The organism is Salinivibrio sp. ML290, assembly GCF_001995695.1.
GTDB lineage: Bacteria > Pseudomonadota > Gammaproteobacteria > Enterobacterales > Vibrionaceae > Salinivibrio > Salinivibrio siamensis.
This window is the reverse complement of the sequence record NZ_MUEY01000006.1, coordinates 142,655-166,863: the sequence shown is the minus strand read 5'-3', so window position 1 is coordinate 166,863 and position 24,209 is coordinate 142,655. Positions and strand designations below refer to the sequence as shown.

At 51.5% G+C, this 24,209-nt stretch carries 19 protein-coding genes; 7 read left to right on the top strand and 12 right to left on the bottom strand.

What is annotated here, in order from left to right:
* The 4 genes from BZG23_RS07605 to fabB form a co-directional block, all read right to left on the bottom strand.
* On the bottom strand, positions 1-2,376 hold a 2,376-nt coding region (locus tag BZG23_RS07605), incomplete at its 3' end, for a FimV/HubP family polar landmark protein (RefSeq protein WP_338013043.1).
* A gap of 283 nt (positions 2,377-2,659) precedes the next feature.
* Positions 2,660-3,673: an aspartate-semialdehyde dehydrogenase gene (locus tag BZG23_RS07600; RefSeq protein WP_046074897.1), complete on the bottom strand. Its 1,014-nt coding sequence runs from the start codon at positions 3,671-3,673 to the stop codon at positions 2,660-2,662.
* Positions 3,670-4,824 carry a 4-phosphoerythronate dehydrogenase gene (locus tag BZG23_RS07595; protein WP_046074898.1) on the bottom strand — a complete coding sequence of 385 codons (1,155 nt, stop codon included), beginning with the start codon at positions 4,822-4,824 and terminating at the stop codon, positions 3,670-3,672. Before BZG23_RS07595 ends, BZG23_RS07600 begins: the two co-directional genes overlap by 4 nt.
* A 254-nt stretch (positions 4,825-5,078) precedes the next feature.
* On the bottom strand, positions 5,079-6,293 hold the full coding sequence (fabB, locus tag BZG23_RS07590) for a beta-ketoacyl-ACP synthase I (RefSeq protein WP_046074899.1): 1,215 nt from the start codon (positions 6,291-6,293) through the stop codon (positions 5,079-5,081).
* Positions 6,294-6,411: 118 nt separating this feature from the next.
* Here fabB and mnmC point away from each other — a divergent pair, with 118 nt between their 5' ends.
* Positions 6,412-8,412 (top strand): bifunctional tRNA (5-methylaminomethyl-2-thiouridine)(34)-methyltransferase MnmD/FAD-dependent 5-carboxymethylaminomethyl-2-thiouridine(34) oxidoreductase MnmC, encoded by a 2,001-nt coding sequence (gene mnmC, locus BZG23_RS07585; RefSeq protein WP_077606555.1) that lies wholly within the window; start codon positions 6,412-6,414, stop codon positions 8,410-8,412.
* Between the two features lie 106 nt (positions 8,413-8,518).
* On the opposite strand, the gene BZG23_RS07580 is transcribed toward mnmC, so the two are convergent.
* Together BZG23_RS07580 and BZG23_RS07575 are read right to left on the bottom strand one after the other, a co-directional pair.
* Positions 8,519-8,797: a YfcL family protein gene (locus BZG23_RS07580; RefSeq protein WP_046074901.1), complete on the bottom strand. Its 279-nt coding sequence runs from the start codon at positions 8,795-8,797 to the stop codon at positions 8,519-8,521.
* A 4-nt stretch (positions 8,798-8,801) separates the two neighbouring features.
* Positions 8,802-9,353 carry an elongation factor P hydroxylase gene (locus tag BZG23_RS07575; protein WP_077606554.1) on the bottom strand — a complete coding sequence of 184 codons (552 nt, stop codon included), beginning with the start codon at positions 9,351-9,353 and terminating at the stop codon, positions 8,802-8,804.
* Positions 9,354-9,554: 201 nt separating this feature from the next.
* Here BZG23_RS07575 and BZG23_RS07570 point away from each other — a divergent pair, with 201 nt between their 5' ends.
* Positions 9,555-10,178 (top strand): trimeric intracellular cation channel family protein, encoded by a 624-nt coding sequence (locus BZG23_RS07570; RefSeq protein ID WP_046074903.1) that lies wholly within the window; start codon positions 9,555-9,557, stop codon positions 10,176-10,178.
* A gap of 57 nt (positions 10,179-10,235) precedes the next feature.
* Here the strand turns inward: BZG23_RS07570 and aroC are convergent, their stop codons facing one another.
* Together aroC and prmB are read right to left on the bottom strand one after the other, a co-directional pair.
* Positions 10,236-11,309 carry a chorismate synthase gene (aroC, locus tag BZG23_RS07565; protein WP_077606553.1) on the bottom strand — a complete coding sequence of 358 codons (1,074 nt, stop codon included), beginning with the start codon at positions 11,307-11,309 and terminating at the stop codon, positions 10,236-10,238.
* A 176-nt stretch (positions 11,310-11,485) separates the two neighbouring features.
* A complete protein-coding gene (prmB, locus tag BZG23_RS07560) occupies positions 11,486-12,418 on the bottom strand; it encodes a 50S ribosomal protein L3 N(5)-glutamine methyltransferase (RefSeq protein WP_077606560.1) in 933 nt (310 codons plus the stop codon).
* Between the two features lie 120 nt (positions 12,419-12,538).
* Here prmB and smrB point away from each other — a divergent pair, with 120 nt between their 5' ends.
* Positions 12,539-13,069 (top strand): endonuclease SmrB, encoded by a 531-nt coding sequence (gene smrB, locus BZG23_RS07555; protein ID WP_046074905.1) that lies wholly within the window; start codon positions 12,539-12,541, stop codon positions 13,067-13,069.
* Positions 13,070-13,114: 45 nt separating this feature from the next.
* Here smrB and sixA read toward each other — a convergent pair whose 3' ends face one another.
* Positions 13,115-13,606, bottom strand: a complete 492-nt coding sequence (gene sixA / locus BZG23_RS07550; RefSeq protein WP_077606552.1) for a phosphohistidine phosphatase SixA — start codon at positions 13,604-13,606, stop codon at positions 13,115-13,117.
* Positions 13,607-13,748: 142 nt separating this feature from the next.
* Between sixA and BZG23_RS07545 the strand changes: the two genes are divergently transcribed.
* Entirely contained in the window at positions 13,749-16,526 is a 2,778-nt protein-coding gene (locus tag BZG23_RS07545) for an insulinase family protein (RefSeq protein WP_077606559.1), read from the top strand.
* Between the two features lie 61 nt (positions 16,527-16,587).
* Here BZG23_RS07545 and fadJ read toward each other — a convergent pair whose 3' ends face one another.
* Together fadJ and fadI are read right to left on the bottom strand one after the other, a co-directional pair.
* On the bottom strand, positions 16,588-18,723 hold the full coding sequence (gene fadJ / locus BZG23_RS07540) for a fatty acid oxidation complex subunit alpha FadJ (RefSeq protein WP_077606551.1): 2,136 nt from the start codon (positions 18,721-18,723) through the stop codon (positions 16,588-16,590).
* Positions 18,723-20,033 (bottom strand): acetyl-CoA C-acyltransferase FadI, encoded by a 1,311-nt coding sequence (fadI, locus tag BZG23_RS07535; RefSeq protein ID WP_077606550.1) that lies wholly within the window; start codon positions 20,031-20,033, stop codon positions 18,723-18,725. The genes fadJ and fadI overlap by 1 nt, the downstream gene beginning before the upstream one ends.
* A 484-nt stretch (positions 20,034-20,517) precedes the next feature.
* On the opposite strand from fadI, the gene BZG23_RS07525 reads away from it, so the two are divergent.
* The 3 genes from BZG23_RS07525 (at position 20,518) to BZG23_RS07515 (ending at position 23,300) form a co-directional block, all read left to right on the top strand.
* Entirely contained in the window at positions 20,518-21,036 is a 519-nt protein-coding gene (locus BZG23_RS07525; protein WP_046074910.1) for a sigma-70 family RNA polymerase sigma factor, read from the top strand.
* Positions 21,023-21,727 (top strand): DUF3379 family protein, encoded by a 705-nt coding sequence (locus tag BZG23_RS07520; RefSeq protein WP_046074911.1) that lies wholly within the window; start codon positions 21,023-21,025, stop codon positions 21,725-21,727. The genes BZG23_RS07525 and BZG23_RS07520 overlap by 14 nt, the downstream gene beginning before the upstream one ends.
* A 274-nt stretch (positions 21,728-22,001) precedes the next feature.
* Positions 22,002-23,300, top strand: a complete 1,299-nt coding sequence (locus BZG23_RS07515) for an outer membrane protein transport protein (RefSeq protein ID WP_077578025.1) — start codon at positions 22,002-22,004, stop codon at positions 23,298-23,300.
* 83 nt (positions 23,301-23,383) lie between these two features.
* Here the strand turns inward: BZG23_RS07515 and BZG23_RS07510 are convergent, their stop codons facing one another.
* Positions 23,384-24,142 carry an MlaA family lipoprotein gene (locus BZG23_RS07510; RefSeq protein ID WP_046074913.1) on the bottom strand — a complete coding sequence of 253 codons (759 nt, stop codon included), beginning with the start codon at positions 24,140-24,142 and terminating at the stop codon, positions 23,384-23,386.
* Positions 24,143-24,209 lie beyond the last annotated feature (67 nt).

The following is a 24,209-nucleotide window of genomic DNA, read 5'->3' as shown; positions in this document are numbered from 1 at the left end:
ATCTTCCTCGCCGCTAACTTCTGGCGTGCCCGATTCGTCCGCCGGTGCGTCGTCTTCGTTTAGCTCGGCTTGCGGTTCGTCGTCAGCGTCCTCGTCAGCCGTTTCATCTGCCTCGCTAGTCGCTTCTGGTGCAGCTGGCTCGTCCGCCGGTGCGTCATCTTCATTTAACTGTGCTTGCGGCTCGTCGTCAGCGTCCTCGTCAGCCGTTTCATCTGCCTCGCGAGTAGCCTCTGGCTCAGCTGGCTCGTCCGCCGGTGCGTCATCTTCATTTAACTCTGCTTGCGGCTCGTCGTCGGCATCGTTGTCTTGCTCGACGCGCGTCTCTGAGCCTTGATCACTTGTAGGTGTTTCTTCTGCTTGCTCATCCGACGCATAAAGAAGTTGCTCGAGCTCCGCTTCGTTCGGATCACTGTCATCTTCTTCTCCCCACAGTGCCGGATCGTCCTCGTCAGCGAGTGGGTCTGGTTCATCGTCATCCCCCAACACTTCTTCTAGTAAAGCGTCAGAATCTTCTAGATGAGGATCATCATCTTTGTCTAAGACTTCATCCAGTAATGCATCACTACTTTCATCGAATTCGTCCTCGGTATCATCCCCTTCATTTAGCCAGCTGTCCTCGTCTTCTTCATCACCGACAAGTTCATCAAGCAACTCTGTCGTGTTATCAAGAGAAACGGCATCGTCATCGTTATCATCATCTGATAAGTCAATATCTTGGCTTAAATCCAGCTCAGGCTCATCGTCCAGCACCGAGTCAAACAAGGCGTCATTAGGCGCTTGCTCGTCATTGTCTTCGTTCTCTTGTGAAGCCTGTTCTTTGGTCTCGGTATTTTCGTCCTCAGGCTCATCAGCAGCGGAGACCTCATCGGCAGTCGTGTCTTCACCCGTTTCGCCTGCCAACAAGGCATCGATATCGTCGACATCACTGTCATTGCCTTCTTCGAGCGCTTTGGCCCACTCTGCGGCAAGTGCTTCATCAGCACTCATTTCCTCTTCAGGTTGCTCTGCCTCGCCCGTTTCTAATTCGCTGTCATCATCGGATGATGTGTCATCGGCGGCGCTTTCCGTATCAGCCGGCGGCGCATCTGCCAGTTCATCCAGCGCGCGCTCCATGTCTTCAAGACCGATAGCATCATCGCTGGTGGGCGCGACACTCGATTCATTGCCAGCCATGTCATCGAGTTCGTCATCAAGATCCAGATCGTCCAGGTCGGTATCATCGCCAAACGCGACATCCTCGTATCCCTTATCGTCATCGGTGATCTCTAGCTCATCGTCATCTTGCGGATCGTCAACATCGCCTTCATCGTCATCCGGATCGGGCACCATGACCACAGGCATATCGTCCATATCATCATGATCCAGCGCCGCAGGCTCTTCCGCGTCTTCCTCTTGCTTTCTACGACGTGCGAGGAAGAAGAATATCGCGCCTGCAATCAAGGCCCCAGGAATGATGGCCAACATGGCAAGCAATAATGGGCTATCAAGTAAAGATTCAACCGCGGATGGGGGTTGGGTATCCTTTGCCACCTGTTGCTGACGTTGGGTTTCTAAAAATGCTCGGATCTCTTTATTAAGCTCGGCATCACCACTTACCTGTTCTTTTAACGCGCTCAACTCGTGCTGCACTTCAGACAGACGGACCTTGAGCACATGATTGCTCTCAACCAGGCGAGTCATCTCTTGATCAGAGGCTTGCAGCTGAGACTGTAAGTTTTGTACCACTTGTGGCTCTGGGGCGCTCGCTGTCGAGCTCTCACCACTAGGTTGGGCGTCTGACGCGTCTTCGCTATTTGGCGCTGGTTGGGTCTGCGCAGCTTGGTTATTATCGGCTTGTGCTGACTGTGGTTGTGGACTCGGTTGCTCAACCTGTTCGCTCAGGGGCGTGGTATTTTGGGCTTGCTTACGCGCTTCATCAATTTCAAGCCGATTGATCACGTCCTGGGTGCTTTCTCGCTCAATTTGCGTCAGCGTCGGCATCACTAAGGTGCTACCCGGCTGCAAGCTATGAATATTGTTGTTGGTGAATGCGTCGGTATTAAGACGAAAAATCGCACCGAGCGTCTGATACACACTTACTTGCGTATTAGGACGCATTTGAGTCGCAATCGACCACAAGGTTTCGTTGGCCCCAGTTGGGCCATATTGTTGTGCCGATGCAACCGCTGGCGTCGGTTGGGGCGAGGCGGTTTCGGCCGCCATTTCATCTTGCGGACCAAGAATGCGTATTGCCGCTTCGACCGGCACCGTTGAAACACTGACAAGCGCAACCGCCAATACCCCTGCGACGGCAATGAGATGCCGCTTAACGCGATGCGGGGTTTTGGTCAATCGAGTTTGAGAAGAAGACTGTTCACTTTGCTGTGCGTTGGACACACCCGCACTCCCTTATGGCAAAAATGGCCTCACTAAATATCTAACTATATCGGAAGCCATGCTAAAAACTGTAGTTTGGTGATATAAAAGTGTGTTGCGCGATCAAACTGTGGGCGCTCTGCCTCAGTTTTGACTCGATGATAGCATCGTCACACGTCGCGTATCGTCCATCTTTGCAAATTTAATGCCTAAAAAAATACCCCATCAACGGATGGGGTATCAATCAACCTAGTGTGGTGATGGGCGGGCTATCACGCTCTTTTACGGATCATAGGCTTGTTGATTAAAGGTAATCGCGAACCAGTACTTCAGCAATTTGCACTGAGTTCGTCGCTGCGCCTTTACGCACATTGTCTGCCACCACCCAGAGGTTGAGTCCATTAGGGTGGCTGATATCATTGCGAATACGCCCGACGAGCACTTTATCTGAGCCAGTGCCTTCTTTCACCTGGGTGGGATAGTCTTCCCCTTCAAAGACCTCGATATGTTCATGCTGACTCAAGATTGCCACCGCTTCCGTCGCGTCAATCGGTTGACGGCACTCAAGGTGCACAGCTTCAGCATGACCGTAAAACACGGGCACTCTCACACAAGTAGGGTTAACCCCTATCATCTCATCGGCAAGAATTTTCTGGGTTTCCCACACCATTTTCATTTCTTCTTTGGTGTAGCCATTTTCCATAAACTGATCAATCTGGGGCAAACAATTAAAGGCAATTTGCTTGCTGTATAGTGCAGGCTCCGCATCTTGGCTATTAAGCAATTTAACCGTCTGTCCGGCAAGCTCATCGACGCCTGCTTTCCCTGACCCAGAGACCGATTGGTAGGTAGACACATTTAAGCGTTCGATACCGACGGCATCGTAAATAGGTTTTAATGCCACCAGCATCTGAATCGTCGAGCAATTTGGGTTAGCAATAATATTACGGTTACGAAAGTCACCAATCGCGGCGGCGTTCACCTCAGGCACCACCAAGGGTACGTCGAAGTCATAGCGGAACTGCGACGTGTTATCGATAACGACGACGCCCGCATCTGCTGCAATCGGCGCCCAGTGCGCAGAAGCCTGTGCGCCCGCCGAGAACAAGCCAAGCTGAACCTGTGTCCAATCAAACTTGTCGACATTTTGCACACGCAAGCTCTCACCTTTGAAGCTAATGGTTTCACCTGCACTTCGCTCACTGGCGAGGAGGTGTAGCGTGCCAATGGGAAAATCGCGCTCTTCTAAAATCTCGATCATGGTGCGCCCTACCGCACCGGTTGCGCCCAAAATGGCAACGTCAAATGCTTGTGTCATGCATGCTCCTCAATACTAAAGCCCAGCTTAGCCAGCGACTGTAACCCGAAATCAGCCTGTCCGGCTACCGTGATCGCACTGTACTCGCGTCGATCCCAGTAATTTTTTCGCAATTGGTCAAAGGCTGTACGCTGAGCCTGTTTGTCATCACCTGCGGTATGCATGGCACGACGAAAATCACTGTCATCTCGGCGAATATCGTAGACCAATTGGGTCAGTGCCATCAGATCGCTTTGTTGCCACGGCTGTGCCAAGGCAACCTGTGGAATCGGCGCCGTGGGCAGCAGCTCACTGGCATGCACACGATGAGGCAGGTCAAGGTGTTCACACAGTGCGTTAAAGACCATGGTGGTACCGCGGGCTTTTCCTTCCAGACCATAGCCTGCAATATGAGGTGTAGCAAACGTGAGCTGGTCCATAAGGGCAAGGTCGACCTCAGGCTCATGTTCATAAACATCCAACACCGCATCAATGTCGCCTCGTGCTAACCGCGCTTTAAGTGCATGGTTGTCAACAATCGGACCACGCGCAGCATTTATCAAAATGCTGCCTGACGCGAGCGCCTCTAACCGAGCTTGATTCATGAGGTGGTAAGTGGGGTGCTCACCAGTCGTGGTCAAAGGCGTATGGAAAGTGACCACGTCCGATTTTGCGATCAGAGTGTCAATGTCCACCATGTCAGCAAGGTTCTCTCGAGCCTGACGAGGTGGGTCGCAAAGTAAGGTTTTAATCCCAAGTGCCGCAAGCCGCGCAGCCAAGTAGTCCCCCACATGACCCACGCCAATAATACCGACTGTGCGGTCGGTCAATTTAAACCCTTGCTGTTGTGCCAATACCAATAAAGCACTGATCACATACTCCGCGACCCCAACCTTATTACAACCTGGCGCTGCCGTGCCATGGATGCCTTGTGCGTGCAAGGCGTTAAAATCAAGATGATCTTCACCAGCGGTGGCTGAACCGACAAAACGCAGACGGGTGGCACCGTCAATCAGCGCATGGTTCACTTGCGTGACGCTTCTCACCATTAATGCATCAGCATCGATTAAATCCGCGGCACGGATTGCGCGCCCGGGTAATGCAACCACCTCACCCAATTGACTAAACAAGGTTTGGGCATAAGGCATGTTTTCGTCTACGACAATTTTCACGTTCAACGTCCTATGTGAGTCGGTGCATCGCTTATCGGATGCTAAATGCGAGAAGGTTATTGTATCTGTCTCACGGTAAGAAAACACCCTTCAGCTGAGCGGGTTACCCCGGCTTACCGGGTGGCCTCAGGCATAAAAAAACCCGGCCGAAGCCGGGTAAATCCAGGACCTGAAAAGACCATTAACGGCTCTCAACGATAATGATCCGTGTCTGATGGCAGAGTCTCTCTGCAAACCTGGAAACAGGCGCGGGATCAGCCGCGATACTTTTCAATCACCAAGGTGGCGTTGGTACCACCGAACCCAAAGCTGTTCGACATCACGCGCGTCAGTGCTTGCTCTCGCGGTTGGGTCACAATATCTAACCCTTCAGCCGCGGGATCCAAGTTCTCCACATTGATACTTGGCGCGACAAAGCCTTGTTCAAGCATCAAGGTTGAATAGATGGCTTCGTGCACACCAGCAGCACCGAGCGCGTGACCTGTCATTGACTTAGTCGCAGAAATGGCTGGGCTCTTACCGCCAAATACTTCTTGAATTGCGCCTAGCTCTTTCACATCACCCACAGGCGTTGATGTACCATGCGTATTGATGTAATCAACCTCACCATCCACATCTTGCATCGCCATATTCATACAGCGCACAGCGCCTTCACCCGACGGTGCCACCATGTCATACCCGTCAGACGTTGCACCGTAACCGACAATTTCACCGTAGATGGTCGCACCACGCGCCAACGCATGCTCCAGCTCTTCCACGACCAGCATGCCGCCGCCACCTGAAATGACGAAACCGTCCCGGTCCGCGTCATAGGTGCGTGATGCCTTTTGCGGATCATCATTGTATTTGGTTGAAAGGGCTCCCATCGCGTCAAACATCATGGTAAGCGACCAATCCAGCTCTTCACCGCCACCGGCAAACACCACATCTTGTTTACCCAGTTGAATCAGCTCTAGGGCATGGCCAATACAATGTGCCGAAGTCGCACATGCAGAGCTCATGGTGTAGTTCACCCCTTTGATTTGGAACGGAGTCGCCAAACACGCTGAAACAGTTGATGACATGGTGCGCGGCACCATGTAAGGGCCAACACGTTTAACCCCTTTCTCGCGCAATGTATCAACGGCGGTAACTTGGTTAACGGATGACGCGCCCCCCGACCCGGCAACTAAACCAGTTCGTGGGTTAGAAACCTGCTCAGGGGCTAAGCCCGAGTCTTCGATTGCCTGTTCCATCGCTAGGTAGGCAAAACCCGCCGCGTCACCCATAAAGCGCATTCTTTTGCGATCAATATGGTCGGCGGGGTTGAGTTTGAGATCACCCCAAACATTGCTGCGCAGCTTCATATCTGCAAACTGCTGAGAAAAGTTAATGCCAGATTTTCCCGCTTTGAGCGACTCCAGCACTTCTTTGACGTTGTTACCAATACTGGAAACAATCCCCATGCCTGTAATGACAGCTCGTTTCATGATTCTTTCCTAGACGTTAATTTCGCAGTGGATGATAGCGTTTTTAAAGCTGATAAGTGGTCAGCTTTCCTTAGAGCCAGTACAATTTGCTTTTTCCTTTCCTGTGTAAGAGGCATTTGTGAGCACTCCCTCGATCGACCACGCAAAAATCAGCTGGAATGATACGGGCACCCCCGTCGCGAAACAGTTTGATGACGTCTACTTTTCCAATCACGACGGTTTGGCCGAGACCCGCTATGTGTTCATCGAACAAAACCAACTTCCCGCACGTTGGCAAACCGCCACATCGTCCCGGTTTGTGATTGCGGAAACCGGCTTTGGCACTGGGCTCAACTTTCTGGCTACTTGGGCAGCATTCGAGCAGTTCCGTCAAATCCATCCAAATGCACCTGTGACCCAGCTTCACTTTATCAGTTTTGAGAAGTACCCCCTGACAGTAGAGGATCTCGCCCGTGCACATCAAGCTTGGCCAGAGCTGGCAAGCTATGCTGAGCAATTACGTGCCTATTACCCCGTCCCGCTCGCGGGTTGTCAACGCATCGTCTTGGCTCAAGGTCAGATTACACTCGATTTGTGGTTTGGTGATATTAAAGATTGGTTACCACAAGTGCCAACGAGCCCTGAAGGGATCGTGGATGCTTGGTATTTAGACGGCTTTGCCCCAAGCAAAAACCCAGAGATGTGGAATCAAGCCTTGTTTAATGGCATGGCACGACTTGCGCGCGAGCAATGTACCTGCGCCACCTTCACAGCGGCGGGATTTGTGCGCCGTGGCCTTATCGAGGCCGGTTTTGAGATGAAAAAGGTAAAAGGCTTCGGCTTCAAACGCGACATGTTGTCAGGCACATTACCTGCTCGCCAAGCCGCTGCAAGCTACTCACCTTGGTATGCACGCTCCCCCGCCTCAACAGCGGACGACATCGCCATTATTGGCGGTGGCATTGCCAGTGCCGCCTTAATCACCGCATTGCTACAACGGGGCAAGCAAGTCACGCTGTATTGCCAAGACCCGCGCCCTGCGGCTGGCGCATCTGGGAACCATCAAGGCGCCATTTATCCGCTTTTAAATGGCAATAACGATAATTTAAGCCAGTTTTTTGCCCCCGCCTTTTTGTTTTCTCGCCAATTTATCGATCAGCAACGCACGCGAGGTATCCCATTTGAACACGACTGGTGTGGCGTCACGCAACTCGGCTACGACGAAAAAAGTGCCGCTAAGCTCGCTAAGATGGTCGATGGTGCCTTTCCTGAAGCATTGGTCACACCGTTAAATGTCGATGGCGTGAGCGAGAAAGTCGGTTTAGAAACCGGACATGCCGGCGTGTTTTATCCGCTTGGCGGCTGGATGAGCCCGCAACAGTTTACCGCGGGCGTGATTGATGCAGCGATAGCCAGCGGGCAGCTTGATGCTTATTTTGGTTGTCATGTGAATGCGCTGACGCAATCGGACAATGGTTGGACACTCGATACCAGCATGGGTGAGGTTTGTCATCAAAATGTGGTGATCGCCAATGGCCACCAAGCAGATAGCTTCAGCCAAACACAGCCTATTCCGGTTTACCCCGTGCGCGGTCAAGTCAGCCATGTGCCCACCAATACCGAACTCAGTAAGCTCAACACTGTATTGTGTTTCGAGGGCTATTTAACACCGGCTAATCAGGGGGAGGAACATTGTCTAGGCGCCAGCTATCGTCGCAATAATGCTGACTTAGCGTTCCAAGCTGCCGATCAGCTAGAAAATCAACAACGCTTAACCGATTGTATCGACACTGAGTGGGCACGCGCGGTGCCACTGGCGGAAGAAGGACGCGTTGGGGTGCGCTGCGCCAGTCGCGACCATTTACCCTTTGTGGGCAACGTCTGTGATTACAACGCCTTGGTTTCCACCTACCAAACCTTGCAAAAAGACAAAGAAAAGGCGGACGCCGTTCCCGTTTACCCAGGACTATTTTGCTTACTGGGGCTCGGCTCTCGCGGCCTCACCTCAGCGCCATTGGCGGCAGAAGTGCTAGCAGCTCAGCTGTGTGACGAGCCTTTACCTTTACCTCAGTCGGTTCTAGACACTCTGCACCCAGGGCGGATGTGGGTTCGTAAGCTGCTAAAAGGTAAAGCACTATAGCCCCCTCGGACAAGGTCAACAAAAAAGCCATCGTCGAGGCGATGGCTTTCTTTTTTCAAGACGTATCGTTTGTGATACCGCTTAATGTTCCATTTAAAACAGCACGTTACGCGTCTTTTTCCACTTGCTGCTGCAATAGATCCCACAGCGCTCCGACGAGACGTTGGTCGCCGGGTGACAGCTCACTGGCATTGTCATTGAGACTGGCATCGACGCGCGCTTTCAATGCTGGCACCTCATCAACGCCTTCCAACTCACAGTCCGCTGCCGCTAAAGAAACGTGGCCACGTAAATAGCCACTGGCAAACAATTCATCGTCTGAGGCGGTTTCTACCATCTCATCGATTAACGCTAGAATGCGTGCTTCGTAGTCTTGAACTTTCATCTTTTTAACCTTGGCTTGGCAACGTAAAGGTATCTGGCGTCAACGGTGCAACACCATAAAAGTCTCGCAAGGTATCAGAAAACTGCTTGGCGCGCACGGGCAAAGCGGCGCTTGTCGATGCATCCGAGACATATTGTACGACTTGTTGCCGAACTTTATCAGTAAACGCGTGGCGATCGGGCTCAACACCACTTAAATTGTCGCAGCTCACTTGAAAGCGAAACCCACAGCTTGCAGAGAGGATCCATTCAATCGCTTGCGGCTTCACTTCGACCACCTCGAAGGCCGCTTGCGTGTCAGCGTCACGGCYATCCGGATGATACCAATAGCCATAGTCTTCCCATTGACGGCGCTGCTCACCGGCAATGGTCCAGTGTGCAATTTCGTGTAAGGCAGAGGCAAAAAATCCGCGGGCAAAGATCACGCGGTGATGCGGGTGCACCGCATCTGCAGGTAGGTAAATAGGTTCATCCCCGCCACGCACCAGCTCAGTATTGAAAGAGGCAAGAAAGGTTTGGTTAAAAAGTTGGATCAAGTCGTGATAATCGTGGGTCATACTGCTCTTTAATAAGATCAAATATCAATAAGAAAACAAAAACACGCTCTTAGCGATAAAAAGCCGCACATACCTCGGCTAAACCTTTCAATATACACATTCTTTTTAATGTATTTTTTACTACAAATTTGATTGTGAAAGGCAAATAAGGCCACTACAATGCGCGTCAATTTCTAATCTCAATGTAAGGTGTCGGGTTGTATGTTGTTATTGACGCTTTATGTCATAGGCATTACCGCGGAAGCCATGACAGGCGCGCTCAGTGCCGGGCGAAAACACATGGACTGGTTTGGGGTGATGTTTGTCGCTAGTGCCACCGCTATCGGAGGCGGGACAGTCCGCGATATTCTTTTTGGCCACTACCCTCTAACCTGGGTCGCTAACCCACACTTTCTCGTGATCACCTGCCTCGCCGGCTTGATCACGCCATGGATTGCCAGTTGGGTTGCTCGCAATTATAAACTCTTTGTTACCCTAGATGCACTGGGCCTTGCCGCTTTTAGTATTATCGGTTGCCGTGTGGCGATGGATATGGGGTTACACCCGTTAATTTGCATGGTTTCATCCTTGATTACCGGTATTTTTGGTGGGCTATTGCGCGACTTGATCTGTCGTCAATCGCCTATGGTATTGCACAAAGAGCTGTATGCCTTGGTCGCCTTTGTCACCGGTGCGCTCTACTTTAGTTTGATTCGACTTGATGTCGGTGAACTGATTGCGACCGTCGCCAGTTTAGTGATTGGTTTTGGATTCCGAATGGCGGCTGTTCGCTTTAGCTGGTCGTTACCGGTTTTCCGCTTTGAAGCCCCTTCCTCTCTACACTGATAAAAAAACCGCACAACGTAGTGCGGTTTTTGTCTGTCGCGTGAGAAGAACGCGCTGTTAAGTGCTGGGGTTTTCGCCCATTTGTCCACGATGACGCAGCAAGTGGTCCATCAACACAATCGCCACCATCGCTTCGGCAATCGGCACGGCACGGATACCCACACACGGGTCATGACGACCACGCGTCACCACATCCGCGGATTCACCATGAACATCAATACTCTTGCCCGGCACGGTAATGCTCGAAGTGGGTTTGAGCGCTAAATGTGCCACCAATGGCTGGCCTGAAGAGATCCCACCGAGAATACCACCAGCATGGTTTGAGGCAAACCCTTCAGGGTGAATTTCATCGCGATGTTCACTGCCACGCTGCTGCACCACATCAAAACCATCACCAATTTCGACCCCTTTTACCGCATTGATCCCCATTAGCGCATGGGCAATATCTGCATCTAAGCGATCAAATACCGGCTCACCTAGGCCTACCGGCAGGTTCTCCGCCACCACGGTCAGTTTGGCACCAATTGAGTCGCCGTCTTTTTTGAGCTGACGGATAAATGCATCTAACTCCTCGAGCTTATTTGCGTCCGGGCAGAAGAAGGGGTTTTGCTCCACTTGCGCCCAATCGACCGTGTCTATGGTCACCTCTCCCATCTGCGCCAAGTAAGCACGCACTTGAATGCCATGTACTTGCGCGAGGTATTTTTTAGCCACCGCGCCTGCAGCCACGCGCATCGCCGTTTCACGCGCTGACGAGCGACCACCGCCGCGGTAGTCGCGGATGCCGTATTTATGATGGTAGGTAAAGTCCGCATGACCGGGACGAAACACATCTTTGATTTTGGAGTAGTCTTTCGAGCGCTGATCGGTGTTTTCGATCATCAACCCGATCGATGTCCCCGTGGTTTGGCCCTCAAAGACCCCAGAAAGGATTTTCACCGCATCCGGCTCACGGCGCTGTGTGGTGTATTTCGACGTGCCGGGACGACGGCGATCGAGATCATGCTGCATATCCGCTTCGCTCAGTGCTAACCCCGGCGGGCAGCCGTCAATAATCGCCCCCAACGCAACGCCGTGGCTTTCTCCAAAGGTCGTGACGCGAAATATCTGTCCTATCGTGTTGCCTGCCATGCCTTCCTCTATTTGCCTGATCGGCATTGTTGTATTTTTGCGTACTTTGTTAGCAATTAACCATAAAGCAACCAAAGACGCAAAAAAAATCCAGGCGCATGAGGCAACGCTTGTCAGTGATAGAGAATAAAAAAGCCAGCTCGAGGCTGGCTTTATATCGAAAAGATGCCTTGCCGCTAATCGCGATAAAGCGCAAATTCATCGGCACACGCAACGAGGTCATGGCGGCTGATCATAAACACGCCATGACCGCCGTTTTCAAACTCAATCCAGTGCAAAGGCAAATGACCATACTGCTCTTGCATATGCACGATCGAGTTGCCGACTTCACAGACCAATACGCCCTCTTCTGTGAGATAATCGGGGGCATTAGCAAGCATACGCCGTACTAACTTTAAGCCATCCGTGCCGGCGGCAAGCCCCAGCTCAGGTTCATGGCGAAACTCATCCGGTAAGTCGTCCATATCCTCCGCGTCAACATACGGTGGGTTGCTCACAATTAAGTCGTATTTATCGTGCGGGACATCTTTTAGTAAATCCGATCGCATCGGGATCACTTGCTCTTCCAAGCCATGATCCTGAATATTGATTTCAGCCACATCCAGCGCGTCGGTGGAAATATCCACCGCATCGATCTCTGCCTCTGGGAACGCATAAGCACACGCGATAGCGATACAACCACTGCCCGTGCACAAATCCATAATCCGGCGAGGCGGGTGAGGCAAGATGCCAGCGAATTCTTGCTGGATAAGCTCACCAATCGGTGAACGTGGAACGAGAACGCGCTCGTCGACAAAAAACTCTAAGCCACAGAAATACGCTTTGTTGGTCAGATAGGCAACCGGTGTTTTATCATTGATACGTGCAATGACACGCTCAACAATACGATGCTTTTCACTGGTGGTCAGACGCGAAAAGCGCGTTTCTGAGGGCACATCGATCGGCAAGTAGAGTGTCGGTAAGACCAGCTGTACCGCCTCATCCCACGCGTTATCGGTGCCGTGGCCATAAAACAAGCCTGCCGCATTGAAACGACTGACGGTCCAGCGCAGCATGTCTTGCAGCGTATGTAACTCGCTGACCACCTCTTCAGTAAAAATCGTATCCACATTGGCCTCCATCGGCTTCATGCAATTGGGGGTCGCCCTTTGACGCGAGGTCAGTACAATAAGCAGCATTTTGAGCTGGCTGAATGTACAATTCAGGTCATCACCTCGGGGACAGTTTTTATGAGCAAAAAACCATCGATGACGGAAGAGGACTTGGCGCTATTCCGTGATGCCGTCAAAGGCGCAAAAAAGTTGAAGCAGGATACCATAAACCCGCCACAACGCCAGACGACCAAAACGCGCAAACAACGTCAGTTTGAGCGACAGAGTAGCGATCATGCGTTTTACTTTTCCGATGAGTTCGAGCCGCTGCTCAGTGAATCGGGTCCGATGCAGTACGCCCGCCAGGATGTCTCTAAATACGAGGTCAAGCGGCTTCGCCGTGGTGTGTATGTGCCCGATATCTATCTCGATTTACACGGGATGACCCAAACAGAAGCCAAACGAGAGCTGGGGGCGATGCTCGCGGCCTGTGTGAAAGACGGTATTCGTTGCGCCAGCGTAATGCACGGGATTGGTAAACGCGTACTCAAAGACAAAATTCCACTGTGGCTAGCACAGCACCCCAATGTGATGGCGTTTCACCAAGCTCCGCGTGAGTTTGGTGGGGATGCCGCCTTGCTGGTGTTGATTGAAGTGCCTGAGCGCTAAAGCAACCTGTCGCTAAAGAAACAGGTCAGCATCAAGCCGCTTTATCTATTTCGGATTCAAAAGCTGTCGTGGTGACATATGCGCACTCAGCGACGCCTGATGGGTCGTGACATCCACTTCTATCATGGCCATGGCTGAGGTTGCAAACATTGGCGGTTGCCCCTCTTGCACCCACTCGTTAGTGAGGTATCCGACTAAGGGCAGATGAGAGACGACCAAGACCACGTCGAGCATCTCAACCTCTATCATTGCATTGACATAATCATAGACACGATCACTTTGCCCATAAGGGGTGATCTCTTCTTCCGTGATCACCTCTTTTGCATCGGGTAACAAAGGCGCACATACCTGCCATGTCTGTTGCGCACGTAAGTAAGGGCTCACCAACACTTTATCAATCACTTTTCCATCTAATTGCTGGTTCAGCCACGTCGCCATCTGTTTACTTTGTTGTTCACCATTGGCAGTTAGCGCGCGGTCGCTATCACTGGCCGCAAATGCTTGCGCTTCGCCATGACGCATTATGATTACTTTCATCGCCTTAATACCCACATTCATATGCCAAGATTGGCTGCATGCTATCAAGATGAACCGCAAAAGACCAAATAAGTGGTTTGCGACTCTGGTCACTGGTAGTCATACTTACTACTAACTTATTTACTCTGATAGTGAGATGCTTGTGCACGTTAGCCCTAACGACCATAAACACTACCGTTATATCACGCTTCCTAACGCATTACGTGTCTTATTGGTGAATGACCCATATGCGCATCGTAGTGCCGCAGCATTGTCAGTGAATGTCGGTCACTTCCACGATCCAGACGAGCGACAAGGGCTGGCCCACTTTCTTGAGCATATGCTTTTTTTGGGGACTGAGCAGTACCCCGTCATCGGTGACTTTCAGCGCTTTATTAGCCAGCATGGTGGCCACAATAACGCGTGGACAGGCACAGAACACACTACCTTCTTTTTCGATATTCGCCCCCGCCAGTTCGCCGCGAGCTTAGATCGCTTCAGCGCATTTTTCATTTCACCGCGTTTTGATGCTGATGCCGTGGATAAAGAGCGCCAATCGGTCGACGCCGAGTATCGCATGAAGCTCAATGACGACGTGCGACGTATCTATCAAGTTCATAAAGAAACCATCAACCCCAACCATCCATTTGCCAAGTTCTCCGTTGGCAGTGTCGAGACGCTCGCGGACCGCGATGACTCCAATGTGCGTGATGATCTCATCGCCTTTTACCAAGCTAACTACAGCGCCAATCTTATGACACTGGCATTGACCGGGCCACAGTCATTGGATGAGCTTGAGCGCTTCGCGAAACAATATTTTTCCGCCATTGCCAACCATCACTACCCCGAACTTGCCATCAATGCGCCCTTGGTCACCAAAAATGAGCAGCATCAATGGGTGAGCATTGAACCTTTAAAAGACGTTCGTAAGCTCACCTTGGCGTTTTCTGTCCCTGAAAGTCCCGAGCAATACCGCACTAAGCCTTTGTCTTACATTGCCCATTTATTGGGGTATGAGGGGCCAGGGAGTTTAATGTCACTATTAAAAAACAAGGGCTATATCAACACCTTGTCTGCGGGTGGTGGGATCAGCGGGCGAGATTTTCGTGAATTTACCCTCGGTTTTTCGTTGACGCCATTAGGGCTTAGCCATCTCGACGACATTATTGCCTATGTTTTTCAAGCCATTGCCCTCATTCGGCGCGATGGATTACAACCTTGGCGTTATCAAGAAAAACGACAAGTCCAAGAGCTGGCATTTCATTACCAAGACCCGCACCGACCCATTGATACCGCCAGTCATTTGGTGATGAACATGCAGCATTATGCGCCAGCCGATCTTCTGTATGGCGACTACATGATGACAGGGTTTGATCGGCACCAGATTCAAGCCATGCTACAACATATGAGCGTCGACAATCTTCGCGTGATGCTGGTTGCCAAAGGGCTAAGTTACGATCAGTGCGCCGATTGGTATCACACGCCCTACGCGGTGAAACGCTTTTCTACGCAACAAATTGCCAAATGGAAAACCGATTACATTTCACCGGCACTGACACTGCCTGACCCCAACCCTTATATTGCCGATGCCCTGCATCCACTGGCTATCGAGCAAGATGCCAGCGAGGTACCAAGCTTAATTGAAGCGCTACCTGGTTTCCGCCTTTGGCATGGCCAAGAACCCCACTTTCGCGTGCCTAAAGGCCACATCTATATCGCCATCGATAGCCCACATGCCGTGGCGACGGTGAAAAACATTGTCATGACCCGTTTAAGTGTTGAAATGTTGCTCGAAGCCCTAAATGAGCAAGCCTATCAGGCTGAAATTGCGGGAATAAATTACAATTTATACGCGCACCAAGGTGGGGTAACGCTGACACTCAGTGGCTTCAATGACAAGCAGCCGCTATTGCTCGAACTTATCTTGAAAACCTTCTCTCAGCGCAGTTTCAACCCTGAGCGCTTCGAGACCATAAAAGCGCAGCTGCAACGTAGCTGGGAAAACGCAGAAAAGAACAAGCCGTTGAGCCAATTATATAACAGCATGACCGGGCTGCTTCAGCCTAATAATCCACCGTATCACGCCCTTTTAGCGGCATTGGAAACGGTGACCCTGAGTGACTTACCTGACTTTGTCGATGCCATGCTCGCCACCTTGCATGTCGATATGTTTATGTATGGTAATTGGCACCGCCATCATGCCAAGGCCTTAGCAGAAACTGTCAAAGACAGTTTGCGCGTGAAAGGACAAGCGTATCAGGAGTCTGTGCGTCCGTTGACCTTACTTGAGGGCGTCGGTACCGTCAGTTTTGAGCGCCCTCTTGCGCATGCTGAGTCAGCGCTTTTAGTGTATTACCAAAGTCCATCGACCGACCCTCAAGCTGTGGCGACCTACACCTTGGCCAACCACCTGATGTCGGCGACTTTTTTCAACGAACTGCGCACCAAACAACAATTAGGTTATATGGTTGGCGCTAATAACTTACCGCTAAACCGCCACCCTGGACTGATTTTTTATSTGCAGTCCCCCATGGCAGGCCCCAACCAGTTAATGGCAGCGATTGACGACTTTCTCAATGCTTTTTTCATGGTGCTGTTAGAAATGACGGAGGCAAGCTGGCAAAGCAGCAAGCAAAGCTTATTGGCACAAGTGAGAGAGCCGGATAATAACCTACGAGCTCGCGCTCAACGTTACTGGATCAGTATTGGCAACAAAGACTATCAATACCAACGTCGCGAGCAGGTTGCAGAGGCGATGGCGACACTCAGCCGCGCGGATATGGTGCGATTTGTGGTCAATACACTCAAACCGAGAACCGCAGATAGATTAGTCATGCACAGTTGCGGGACAGAACATCAACAAGATGCACACCTAGACGGTGCCTATCCGATTGCGGATATCGCTGCCTTCCGCGCTTTATGTCAGCGTAGTGAGGACTAATCTCCCAATCAATAGAAAGGGCAGCCACTGGCTGCCCTTTCTATCATTGGCTGGCTAACGGTTAGCTTTCGGGGTAAAACACCTGCCCTTCTTTGGCCATCACGGTTAAGCGCTCACAAGGAGCAAATCGTTCACCGTAACGATTTTGATGCTCGTTGAGCAAGTTGACCACACGGTCAATGCCGATATGGTCCATATAGCGGAAAGGTCCGCCCAAGAACGGCGGGAAGCCGATACCAAAGATCGCACCGATGTCACCGTCACGTGCAGAACGAATCACGCCCTCATCGAGGCATCGTGCCGCTTCATTGAGCATCATCAATACGCAGCGCTGCGCCACCTCATGACCAGACAACTGGGCGTTAAGGGTAATATTGAGCAAGCTGTAGACTTTCTTATCGGCCTGCTTAGCCTTGCTGCCTTTTTTGCTGGCATCGTAGCGATAGAAGCCCTTACCTGTTTTACGCCCTTTGCGGTCGTCATTCAGCAGCACATCGAAGACATCCGGCGCTTCAAAACGCTCCCCCAGCTCTTGCGTCAGGATAGGCGCTATCTTAGCGCCAATATCAATGCCCACCTCATCAAGTAAGGTGATAGGCCCAACAGGGAAGCCAAAGTCCAATAGCGCGGTGTCGATATGCTCAATGCTTTCTCCAGCCAACAACACGCGCGCGGCCTCATTCATATAAGGGGCAAGGATCCGGTTGACGTAAAAGCCTCCACTATCACCGACCACAATCGGCGTTTTACCTTGCTGGCGCGCCAGCTTAACCACAGTCGAAATCGTCTTATCACTGGTGTTTTTATGGGGGATCACCTCCACCAGTGGCATTTTTTCTACCGGGCTAAAGTAGTGCAAGCCCACAATGTTTTCCGGGCGCTGGCTGCCTTCAGCGATTTGGTGGATAGGCAATGACGAGGTATTGGTAGCAAAAATCGCGTCCTTCTCGGTGATGGACTCCATCTCTTCCACCATGCGGTGTTTAAGCGATAAATCTTCAAATACCGCTTCGATCACCACATCCGAGTTAGAGAGGGTCGTCGCCTGTGTATCGCCCGATAGCTGCATCATCGTCGCTTGCAGCTCGGCCTTACTGAGCTGTTTACGCTTGCGTTTTTTGTCCAGCAGTTGATAGCTATACCGCAGAGCATTCAAAATGCCATCTTCGCTCACATCTTTCACGCGTACGGGATAACCCGCTTTTGCGACCGAAACATGCGCAATTCCCGCGCCCATCAAGCCACCGCCAAGCACGCCAATACGACTGATATCGCTGGGCTCAGCATCGGCACCGTTTTCTTTTTTCATCGCGGTGGTCGCGAAGAAAATGCTTCGAAGAGCTTTAGACTCCGACGTCATCACCAGCTCACCAAACTGGCGCGCTTCTTCCTCAAAGCCGGCTTCCAAACCTTTATCGAGGCCCTTTTTCACCACGGATAAAATGGCATCGGCGGCAGGGTAATTACCACGGGTTTTCGCTCGCGCTTTTTTGCCTGCTTGATCAAAGACGATGTTACGCCCAACCGCATTCCCACTCAGCATCCAGCTTTGCCAGCTGCGGTTGCGTTTTGGTTTCGATTTCTGCGCCAACTGCTCGGCCACGTCGAGCAAAACGGTATCTGGCACACAGTCATCCACCACACCCAGCTTTTTCGCTTTTTTGGCGCGTAACTGTTTGCCTGTTAGCATCATATCGAGTGCGTCAGGCACACCGATAAGGCGAGGGAGTCGCTGTGTACCGCCCGACCCTGGCAACAAGCCGAGTTGTACTTCTGGCAGGCCAAGGCGCGTTTTATCCCAATCTGTGGCTACACGGCTGTGACAGGCAAGCGCGAGCTCCAGCCCACCACCTAGGCAAGGGCCATGAATGGCGGCCACCACGTGAAATGGAAGCTTTTCAATGCGTGAAAACAGAGCCTGACCTTGCGCGGCAATATCGCGGGCTTGCTCGGCGCTGTCACAGCCTTCGAGCATGCGCACGTCTGCACCGGCCACAAAGTTATCTGGCTTACCAGAGTGAATCACTAGCCCTTTCACGCTTTTATCGTTTTCGAGTTGGTCTAATACCGCGGAAACGCCCTCAACAAAGCTTGCCTGCAGCGTATTCATGCTCTCGCCCGGCACATCAATGGTCAGCCAGGCTATTTGGTTATCAGCAACCGTTAAATGAAAGGCTTGATGGGTTTCTGTGGTCATTATTCTGCCTCCAAGATCATTGCTGCGCCTAGGCCACCTGCTGCACAGGCTGTGTTCAATGCTAATCCGCCGCCACGACGTTTTAATTCACGTAAGGTTTGGGTGATCATCCGCGCGCCTGTCGCGGCAAATGGATGGCCGTAGGCGATTGACCCCCCTAACACGTTGAATTTATCCATATCGATGTCACCAATCGCGCGGTCACGATTTAAATGCTCACGAGCAAAGGCGTCAGAGGCAAACATTTTAACATTGGATAAGGTTTGCGCAGCGAACGCCTCGTGCATATCAATCAAGGTTAAGTCCGAAAGAGAAATCCCCGCACGATCAAGCGCAAGTGGTGTGGCGTAAGAAGGGCCCATCAGCATGTCTTTTTCTACCCCGATGGCGGAGAACGCATACGAGCGAATGTAACCGAGCACCTCAAGACCCAATGCTTTCGCGCGACTTTCTGGCATCATTAATACCGCAGCCGCACCATCAGTCAGCGGCGTGCTATTGGCCGCCGTGACCGAGCCATGCTTACGGTCGAATGCAGGACGCAACTTAGCGTAGTCCTCCAGCGTGGAGTCGGGGCGCAGGTTATTATCTTGTGCGATCCATGTTTTGTAAGGTTCGGGATAGGCCGTCATCACTTCATCGCTGAGCAAGCCTTCGTCCCAAGCTTTGCTCGCCAGTTGATGGGAGCGCAGCGCTAGCGCATCTTGCTCTTTGCGTGGGATCTGATGAGACTTTGCCATTTGCTCGGCCGTTTGCCCCATGCTCAGCCCCGTCGAATATTCAGCCACGGCGGGCGGAACCGGTGCCAGATCTTTCACTGAAAGCTTACTGAGCAACTTTAATCGCTTGCTCATGGTTTTCGCCTTGCTCAAGTCTAGTAATGTCCGCGCCAGTTTTTTGCTAACGCCGATGGGCAGTACGGATGATGAATCCGCCCCGCCGGCAATACCCACTTGAATAGTGCCTGCAACCATACTCTCTGCCACATTGGCGACCGCCTGAAAGCTGGTGGCACAGGCACGCGTAACACTGTAGGCATCGGTGTGAATATCCATGCCAGTACCTAGCACGATTTCGCGAGCAATGTTTGGCGCTTCAGGCATTTGCACCACCTGACCAAACACCACTTGATCAATGTCTTTCGGGGAAATACTGCTTCGGTTGAGCATCTCTTGTACCACCATTTTGCCGAGATCAACCGCTGGCACGTCAGTATAAGCGGTTGATTGGCGGGCAAAGGGTGTGCGTAGCCCAGACACAATAGCAATGCGATCACCATTGCTGGTTTTGAGGTGTTGCTGAGACGTCATCACTGCTCCTTAGGATGTTCTACAGGTCTGACCACAAGTGTAACCAAATTGTTACCAGCTTAAAACATCCGTTTTAATTGATTGGTAAGATTGCCAACAGGCGCACAGATCCGCTACCCGTGTCACCACAATGGTTCATGGTAAACAAACGAAAAAGCAAAAAGAAAAATAAAAAAAGGGGCCTTGCGCGAACGCAGGCCCCAAAAATATTGGAAAGCAAAACGATAATCTGGGAAGTGTGCAGTGCTTTTCCCGCACCCAGATCCGAACAGAAAGTCATATCATTCAAAAAGGAAACGCCGTTCACTCAACCTCACGAGTGTCGACACATGGCCGATAACGACAGGAGTCACTTTACCGACTTGTCGGGTTCTAATATTGAAACAGATCAAACTTGTACCGATTTTTCACCTAAGATGAAATAAAATGACAAATCACTCGGTCTTTATAGGCTGACTAATCCATGGATAAAGGCTCATCCGGTATGACCCGACAAGCACGATACGAGGCATTGGTGCGCGCATGGCATCGTGACCTCTACCGCTATGCCTACTGGTTAGCAAAAGACCCGCATATCGCGGAAGACTTGGTGCAAGAAACCTGCTTACGCGCTTGGCGCTCGTTAGACAGTTTGCAAGATGACAAGGCAGCCAAAGCCTGGCTAATCACCATTTTGCGCCGAGAGAATGCGAGGCGCTTCGAACGGAAGCAGTTTGACCATGTGGACATTGACGATGGCGAATTGGAAGACAAAACGCGACCCAGCGAAGAAGCGTCCATGGAACAACGCTGGCTACACCGGCAGATTGCCGCTTTATCACCGGAATATCGCGAGCCCTTGGTCTTACAAGTAATTGCCGGTTTTAGCGGCGACGAAATCGCCCAAATCTTGGATTTGAACAAAAACACAGTGATGACTCGTCTTTTTCGCGCTCGCGCCCAACTTAAAGAAGCACTGGATACCGCCGCAACCTCAGGAGGCCAACAGTATGGACGATCTTGAATTTCGCCGCCGCCTACTTGCAGACCCTTATGATACCGATCCTGAGTTGCAAGCCGCCAAAACTGAGTCCACCCACCACCAGCGTTATGCGGACGATATCGCGGAGTTGGACAGTAAAATCGACCAGGCGCTTCGCGTTGAGGTGCCTGAAGATTTGCCCGATAAAATTTTGTTTTCACAAACCACCGATGTGGCGCAACAGGTAAAACGTCCTCGCTGGCACCTTGCCATCGCGGCCTCTATTGCGTTTGTGTTTGGCATCGCGCTCGGTCAATTTAACTGGGGCAGTGCCACGCTGGATCTTAATCAAACGGCATTGGCGCACTATTATCACGAGCATGCTTTTATCGAAGGCATTAACGAGGGGGCGACCATTGAGCAAGTCAATGCGAAGTTACAACCGTTTGGCAAGGCCTTTAATGCGCTACCAGGCCAAGTCACTTACATCAACCATTGTAGTTTCGGTGATCACCATGCGTTGCACATGGTGATGGAAACGGATGGACAAGCGTATACGGTGTTTGTGGTGCCGTCTGCCAGTCAGGCACCCGCGCAGAAAAATGATGGCAAAATGCAAGCCATCAGCCGTCCAGTGCAATCGGCGAGCGTGATCGTGGTCGGCGAGGCAACAAGCGCTGCCGCCCCCATTGCCGAGCAACTGCAACAACAACTCACCCCCAGAGCGATCTAATCGCGCATTGTACGCCCTCTCGGCAGGCAGAGAGGGCGCATGCTGTGATTTTCCCTTCCGCGCCAACGACTTTTCGCCTCCTAATGTGTAACAGGTGTGCGCTGAGTTCATCCTTCGTCGCTTAAATCCCCGCCAACACAGCAGATAAAAACACTAAAAACTCGTTTTTTGTTGTTTCATTATTTTGTTTTTACCCTTTATCGTAGCGATAAATTGATTTACGCACGCGAGCTTTTACTCTAGGCCTCCCTTTATACAGCGAACAAGTAAGCAGATGAAAAATAATAAGATCGTTTATCTTGCCGTCGCCACCGCGCTCGGCTCTCTTTCCACGACCGCACACAGTGCCGGTTTTCAGCTCGCAGAAACCTCAGCAACCGGCCTTGGCCGCGCTTTCGCAGGGGAAGCAGCAATGGCGGATAACGCCAGTGCGCAATTTCGTAACCCTGCGCTATTAAGCTACCTTGCCGACACGCAAGTATCAGCCGGTGGCATCTACGTGAACCCTAACGTTGATATTGATGGGACAAACACAAACATCTCGAATGATAAAAAGACTGCAACGTCAACCGATGATGTTGCCCATGATGCCGTGATCCCTAATTTCTATTTTGTCCATCAAATCGACGATCGCTTTACCGCAGGCTTAGCCCTGGCGACCAACTTTGGCATGGAAACCGATTTAGGCAATGACTTTACTGGGACTCAGTTTGGTAACGAAGCGGCGGTGACTACCTTTGAAATCAACCCTAATATCGCTTGGAAAGCCACCGAGCAATTACGCCTCGGCGCCGGTCTTCGTTATGTGCTGGGGGAAGGCAGTATTGGAGCGAAAAGTAGCGCGCAATACGGCCCATATCCGAAAGGGACTACCCTTAAATACATGGAAGGCGATGATCGTGCTTGGGGTTGGCAATTGGGTGCTGTGTACGACATCAATGATAAGCACCGGGTCGGCGTTAACTATCGCTCAGAGGTTGATCTAACACTTGAGGGGCATGCCGAAGGGTTAAGCTATGACTCAAGTAATCCAAACCGTCACTATTCAGGCAGTATGGATCTCACCCTCCCCGCGACCGCCGAGCTCTCTTCGTTGCATCAACTGACTGAGCAGTGGGCGGTACACACCAGTATTAACTGGACCGAGTGGAGCAGCTTTGACAAACTCGAGGCGAACATTCCCTCCCTTTCGAGTGATCCAAAGATGGTGAAAGTAGAAAACTGGGAAGATAACTACCGCTTTGCCATCGGCACCACCTATCAGTGGGATCAGAAACTGACGTTGCGCTCAGGCGTTGCCTATGACACGTCGGCGGTAAGCGATAAAAACCGCACCCTGACTATCCCAGAAACTGACCGGACGTGGTTGAGTGTGGGCGCCGGCTATGACGTGACCCCTAAGCTCACGCTAGATGCGGCGTTTACCTATGTGTTTGCCAAAGATGCCCCGGTGAAAGAGCCGCGTGATGGTATTGAGTCCGACCAGTCAGGCTCAGCGTTTGGTGGTAACTTTGAAGGCGAAACCACCGGTAATGTGTGGTTAGTCGGCGTGCAAGCCAGCTATCGTTTCTAAGCATCACGCCTTATCTAACAAAAACACCACGGCTTTGGCCGTGGTGTCTTTTATCGCGTTTTACCTAACTCGCTTACGCTGATTTACGGAGCGGCATCGATATCATCGATAAAATCATCGAGAAACTCATCATCCAAAGCAGGTTGTTGCTCAAGCGCTTCATCCCCTTTGGCGCGATAGCGGCGGTTTTGCAGGTAAGCCTCACGGGCAAACGCGTAAGGGTCCGGTGAGTTATCCAATTGCGACTCCTGAGACACTAACGCGGCGCGCGACTCCATCCCATCAAACATCCATTTTAAAACCGACTGCGGCAGCGTAAGTAACGCAAGCGGCGGATACAGGCCATCAACGACTTCGCCCGCGCCCTCTCTTACCGAGGTGGGGCCATAGCCAGGCAGCATAATGTACGCGCCCGTTCCCACATCATAGTGTCCGATCGCATCACCAAATTCGCGCTGATCATATTTTTGAATATCAGCCGCTGACGCGATATCAATCAAGCCACCCAAGCCAAAAAGAGTATTTATCCAAAAGCGGTTAAAATGGGTCGCGGCTTTCTCACCTTCCAGCATGATCAAACTATTCAAAAAGCTGGCAGGCTCTTCGAGGTTGCCCAAAAAGTTAGAAATCCCGGTACGCACGGGGCTCGGCACATAATCGACATACGCAATCGAGACGGGGCGCGCGACATAGGGATCCAAGTAATCGTAATTGACCGTCCACATCGCACGGTTAAAGCCTTCTAGCGGGTCTTCAGGGTGCGGCTCTGCCCCTGGTGGACGTGATACACAACCGGTTAGCAGGCCAAGTACCGCCACCATCAAACACAGACGTTTCCACATTAAATGGCATTCCTCTACATAATGAAAGGCTGGGAATGCCCAGCCTTGCTAACAATGATGACTATTC

What these genes read in the sequence shown, in the direction of transcription:
- BZG23_RS07510 (WP_046074913.1), bottom strand. Translation starts at nt 24,142, where the DNA reads ATGTGGAAACGTCTGTGTTTGATGGTGGCGGTACTTGGCCTGCTAACC.
- BZG23_RS07515 (WP_077578025.1), top strand. Translation starts at nt 22,002, where the DNA reads ATGAAAAATAATAAGATCGTTTATCTTGCCGTCGCCACCGCGCTCGGC.
- BZG23_RS07600 (WP_046074897.1), bottom strand. Translation starts at nt 3,673, where the DNA reads ATGACACAAGCATTTGACGTTGCCATTTTGGGCGCAACCGGTGCGGTA.
- BZG23_RS07580 (WP_046074901.1), bottom strand. Translation starts at nt 8,797, where the DNA reads ATGAAAGTTCAAGACTACGAAGCACGCATTCTAGCGTTAATCGATGAG.
- fadI (WP_077606550.1), bottom strand. Translation starts at nt 20,033, where the DNA reads ATGACGTCTCAGCAACACCTCAAAACCAGCAATGGTGATCGCATTGCT.
- BZG23_RS07570 (WP_046074903.1), top strand. Translation starts at nt 9,555, where the DNA reads ATGTTGTTATTGACGCTTTATGTCATAGGCATTACCGCGGAAGCCATG.
- BZG23_RS07520 (WP_046074911.1), top strand. Translation starts at nt 21,023, where the DNA reads ATGGACGATCTTGAATTTCGCCGCCGCCTACTTGCAGACCCTTATGAT.
- fabB (WP_046074899.1), bottom strand. Translation starts at nt 6,293, where the DNA reads ATGAAACGAGCTGTCATTACAGGCATGGGGATTGTTTCCAGTATTGGT.
- fadJ (WP_077606551.1), bottom strand. Translation starts at nt 18,723, where the DNA reads ATGACCACAGAAACCCATCAAGCCTTTCATTTAACGGTTGCTGATAAC.
- smrB (WP_046074905.1), top strand. Translation starts at nt 12,539, where the DNA reads ATGAGCAAAAAACCATCGATGACGGAAGAGGACTTGGCGCTATTCCGT.
- BZG23_RS07525 (WP_046074910.1), top strand. Translation starts at nt 20,518, where the DNA reads ATGACCCGACAAGCACGATACGAGGCATTGGTGCGCGCATGGCATCGT.
- sixA (WP_077606552.1), bottom strand. Translation starts at nt 13,606, where the DNA reads ATGAAAGTAATCATAATGCGTCATGGCGAAGCGCAAGCATTTGCGGCC.
- aroC (WP_077606553.1), bottom strand. Translation starts at nt 11,309, where the DNA reads ATGGCAGGCAACACGATAGGACAGATATTTCGCGTCACGACCTTTGGA.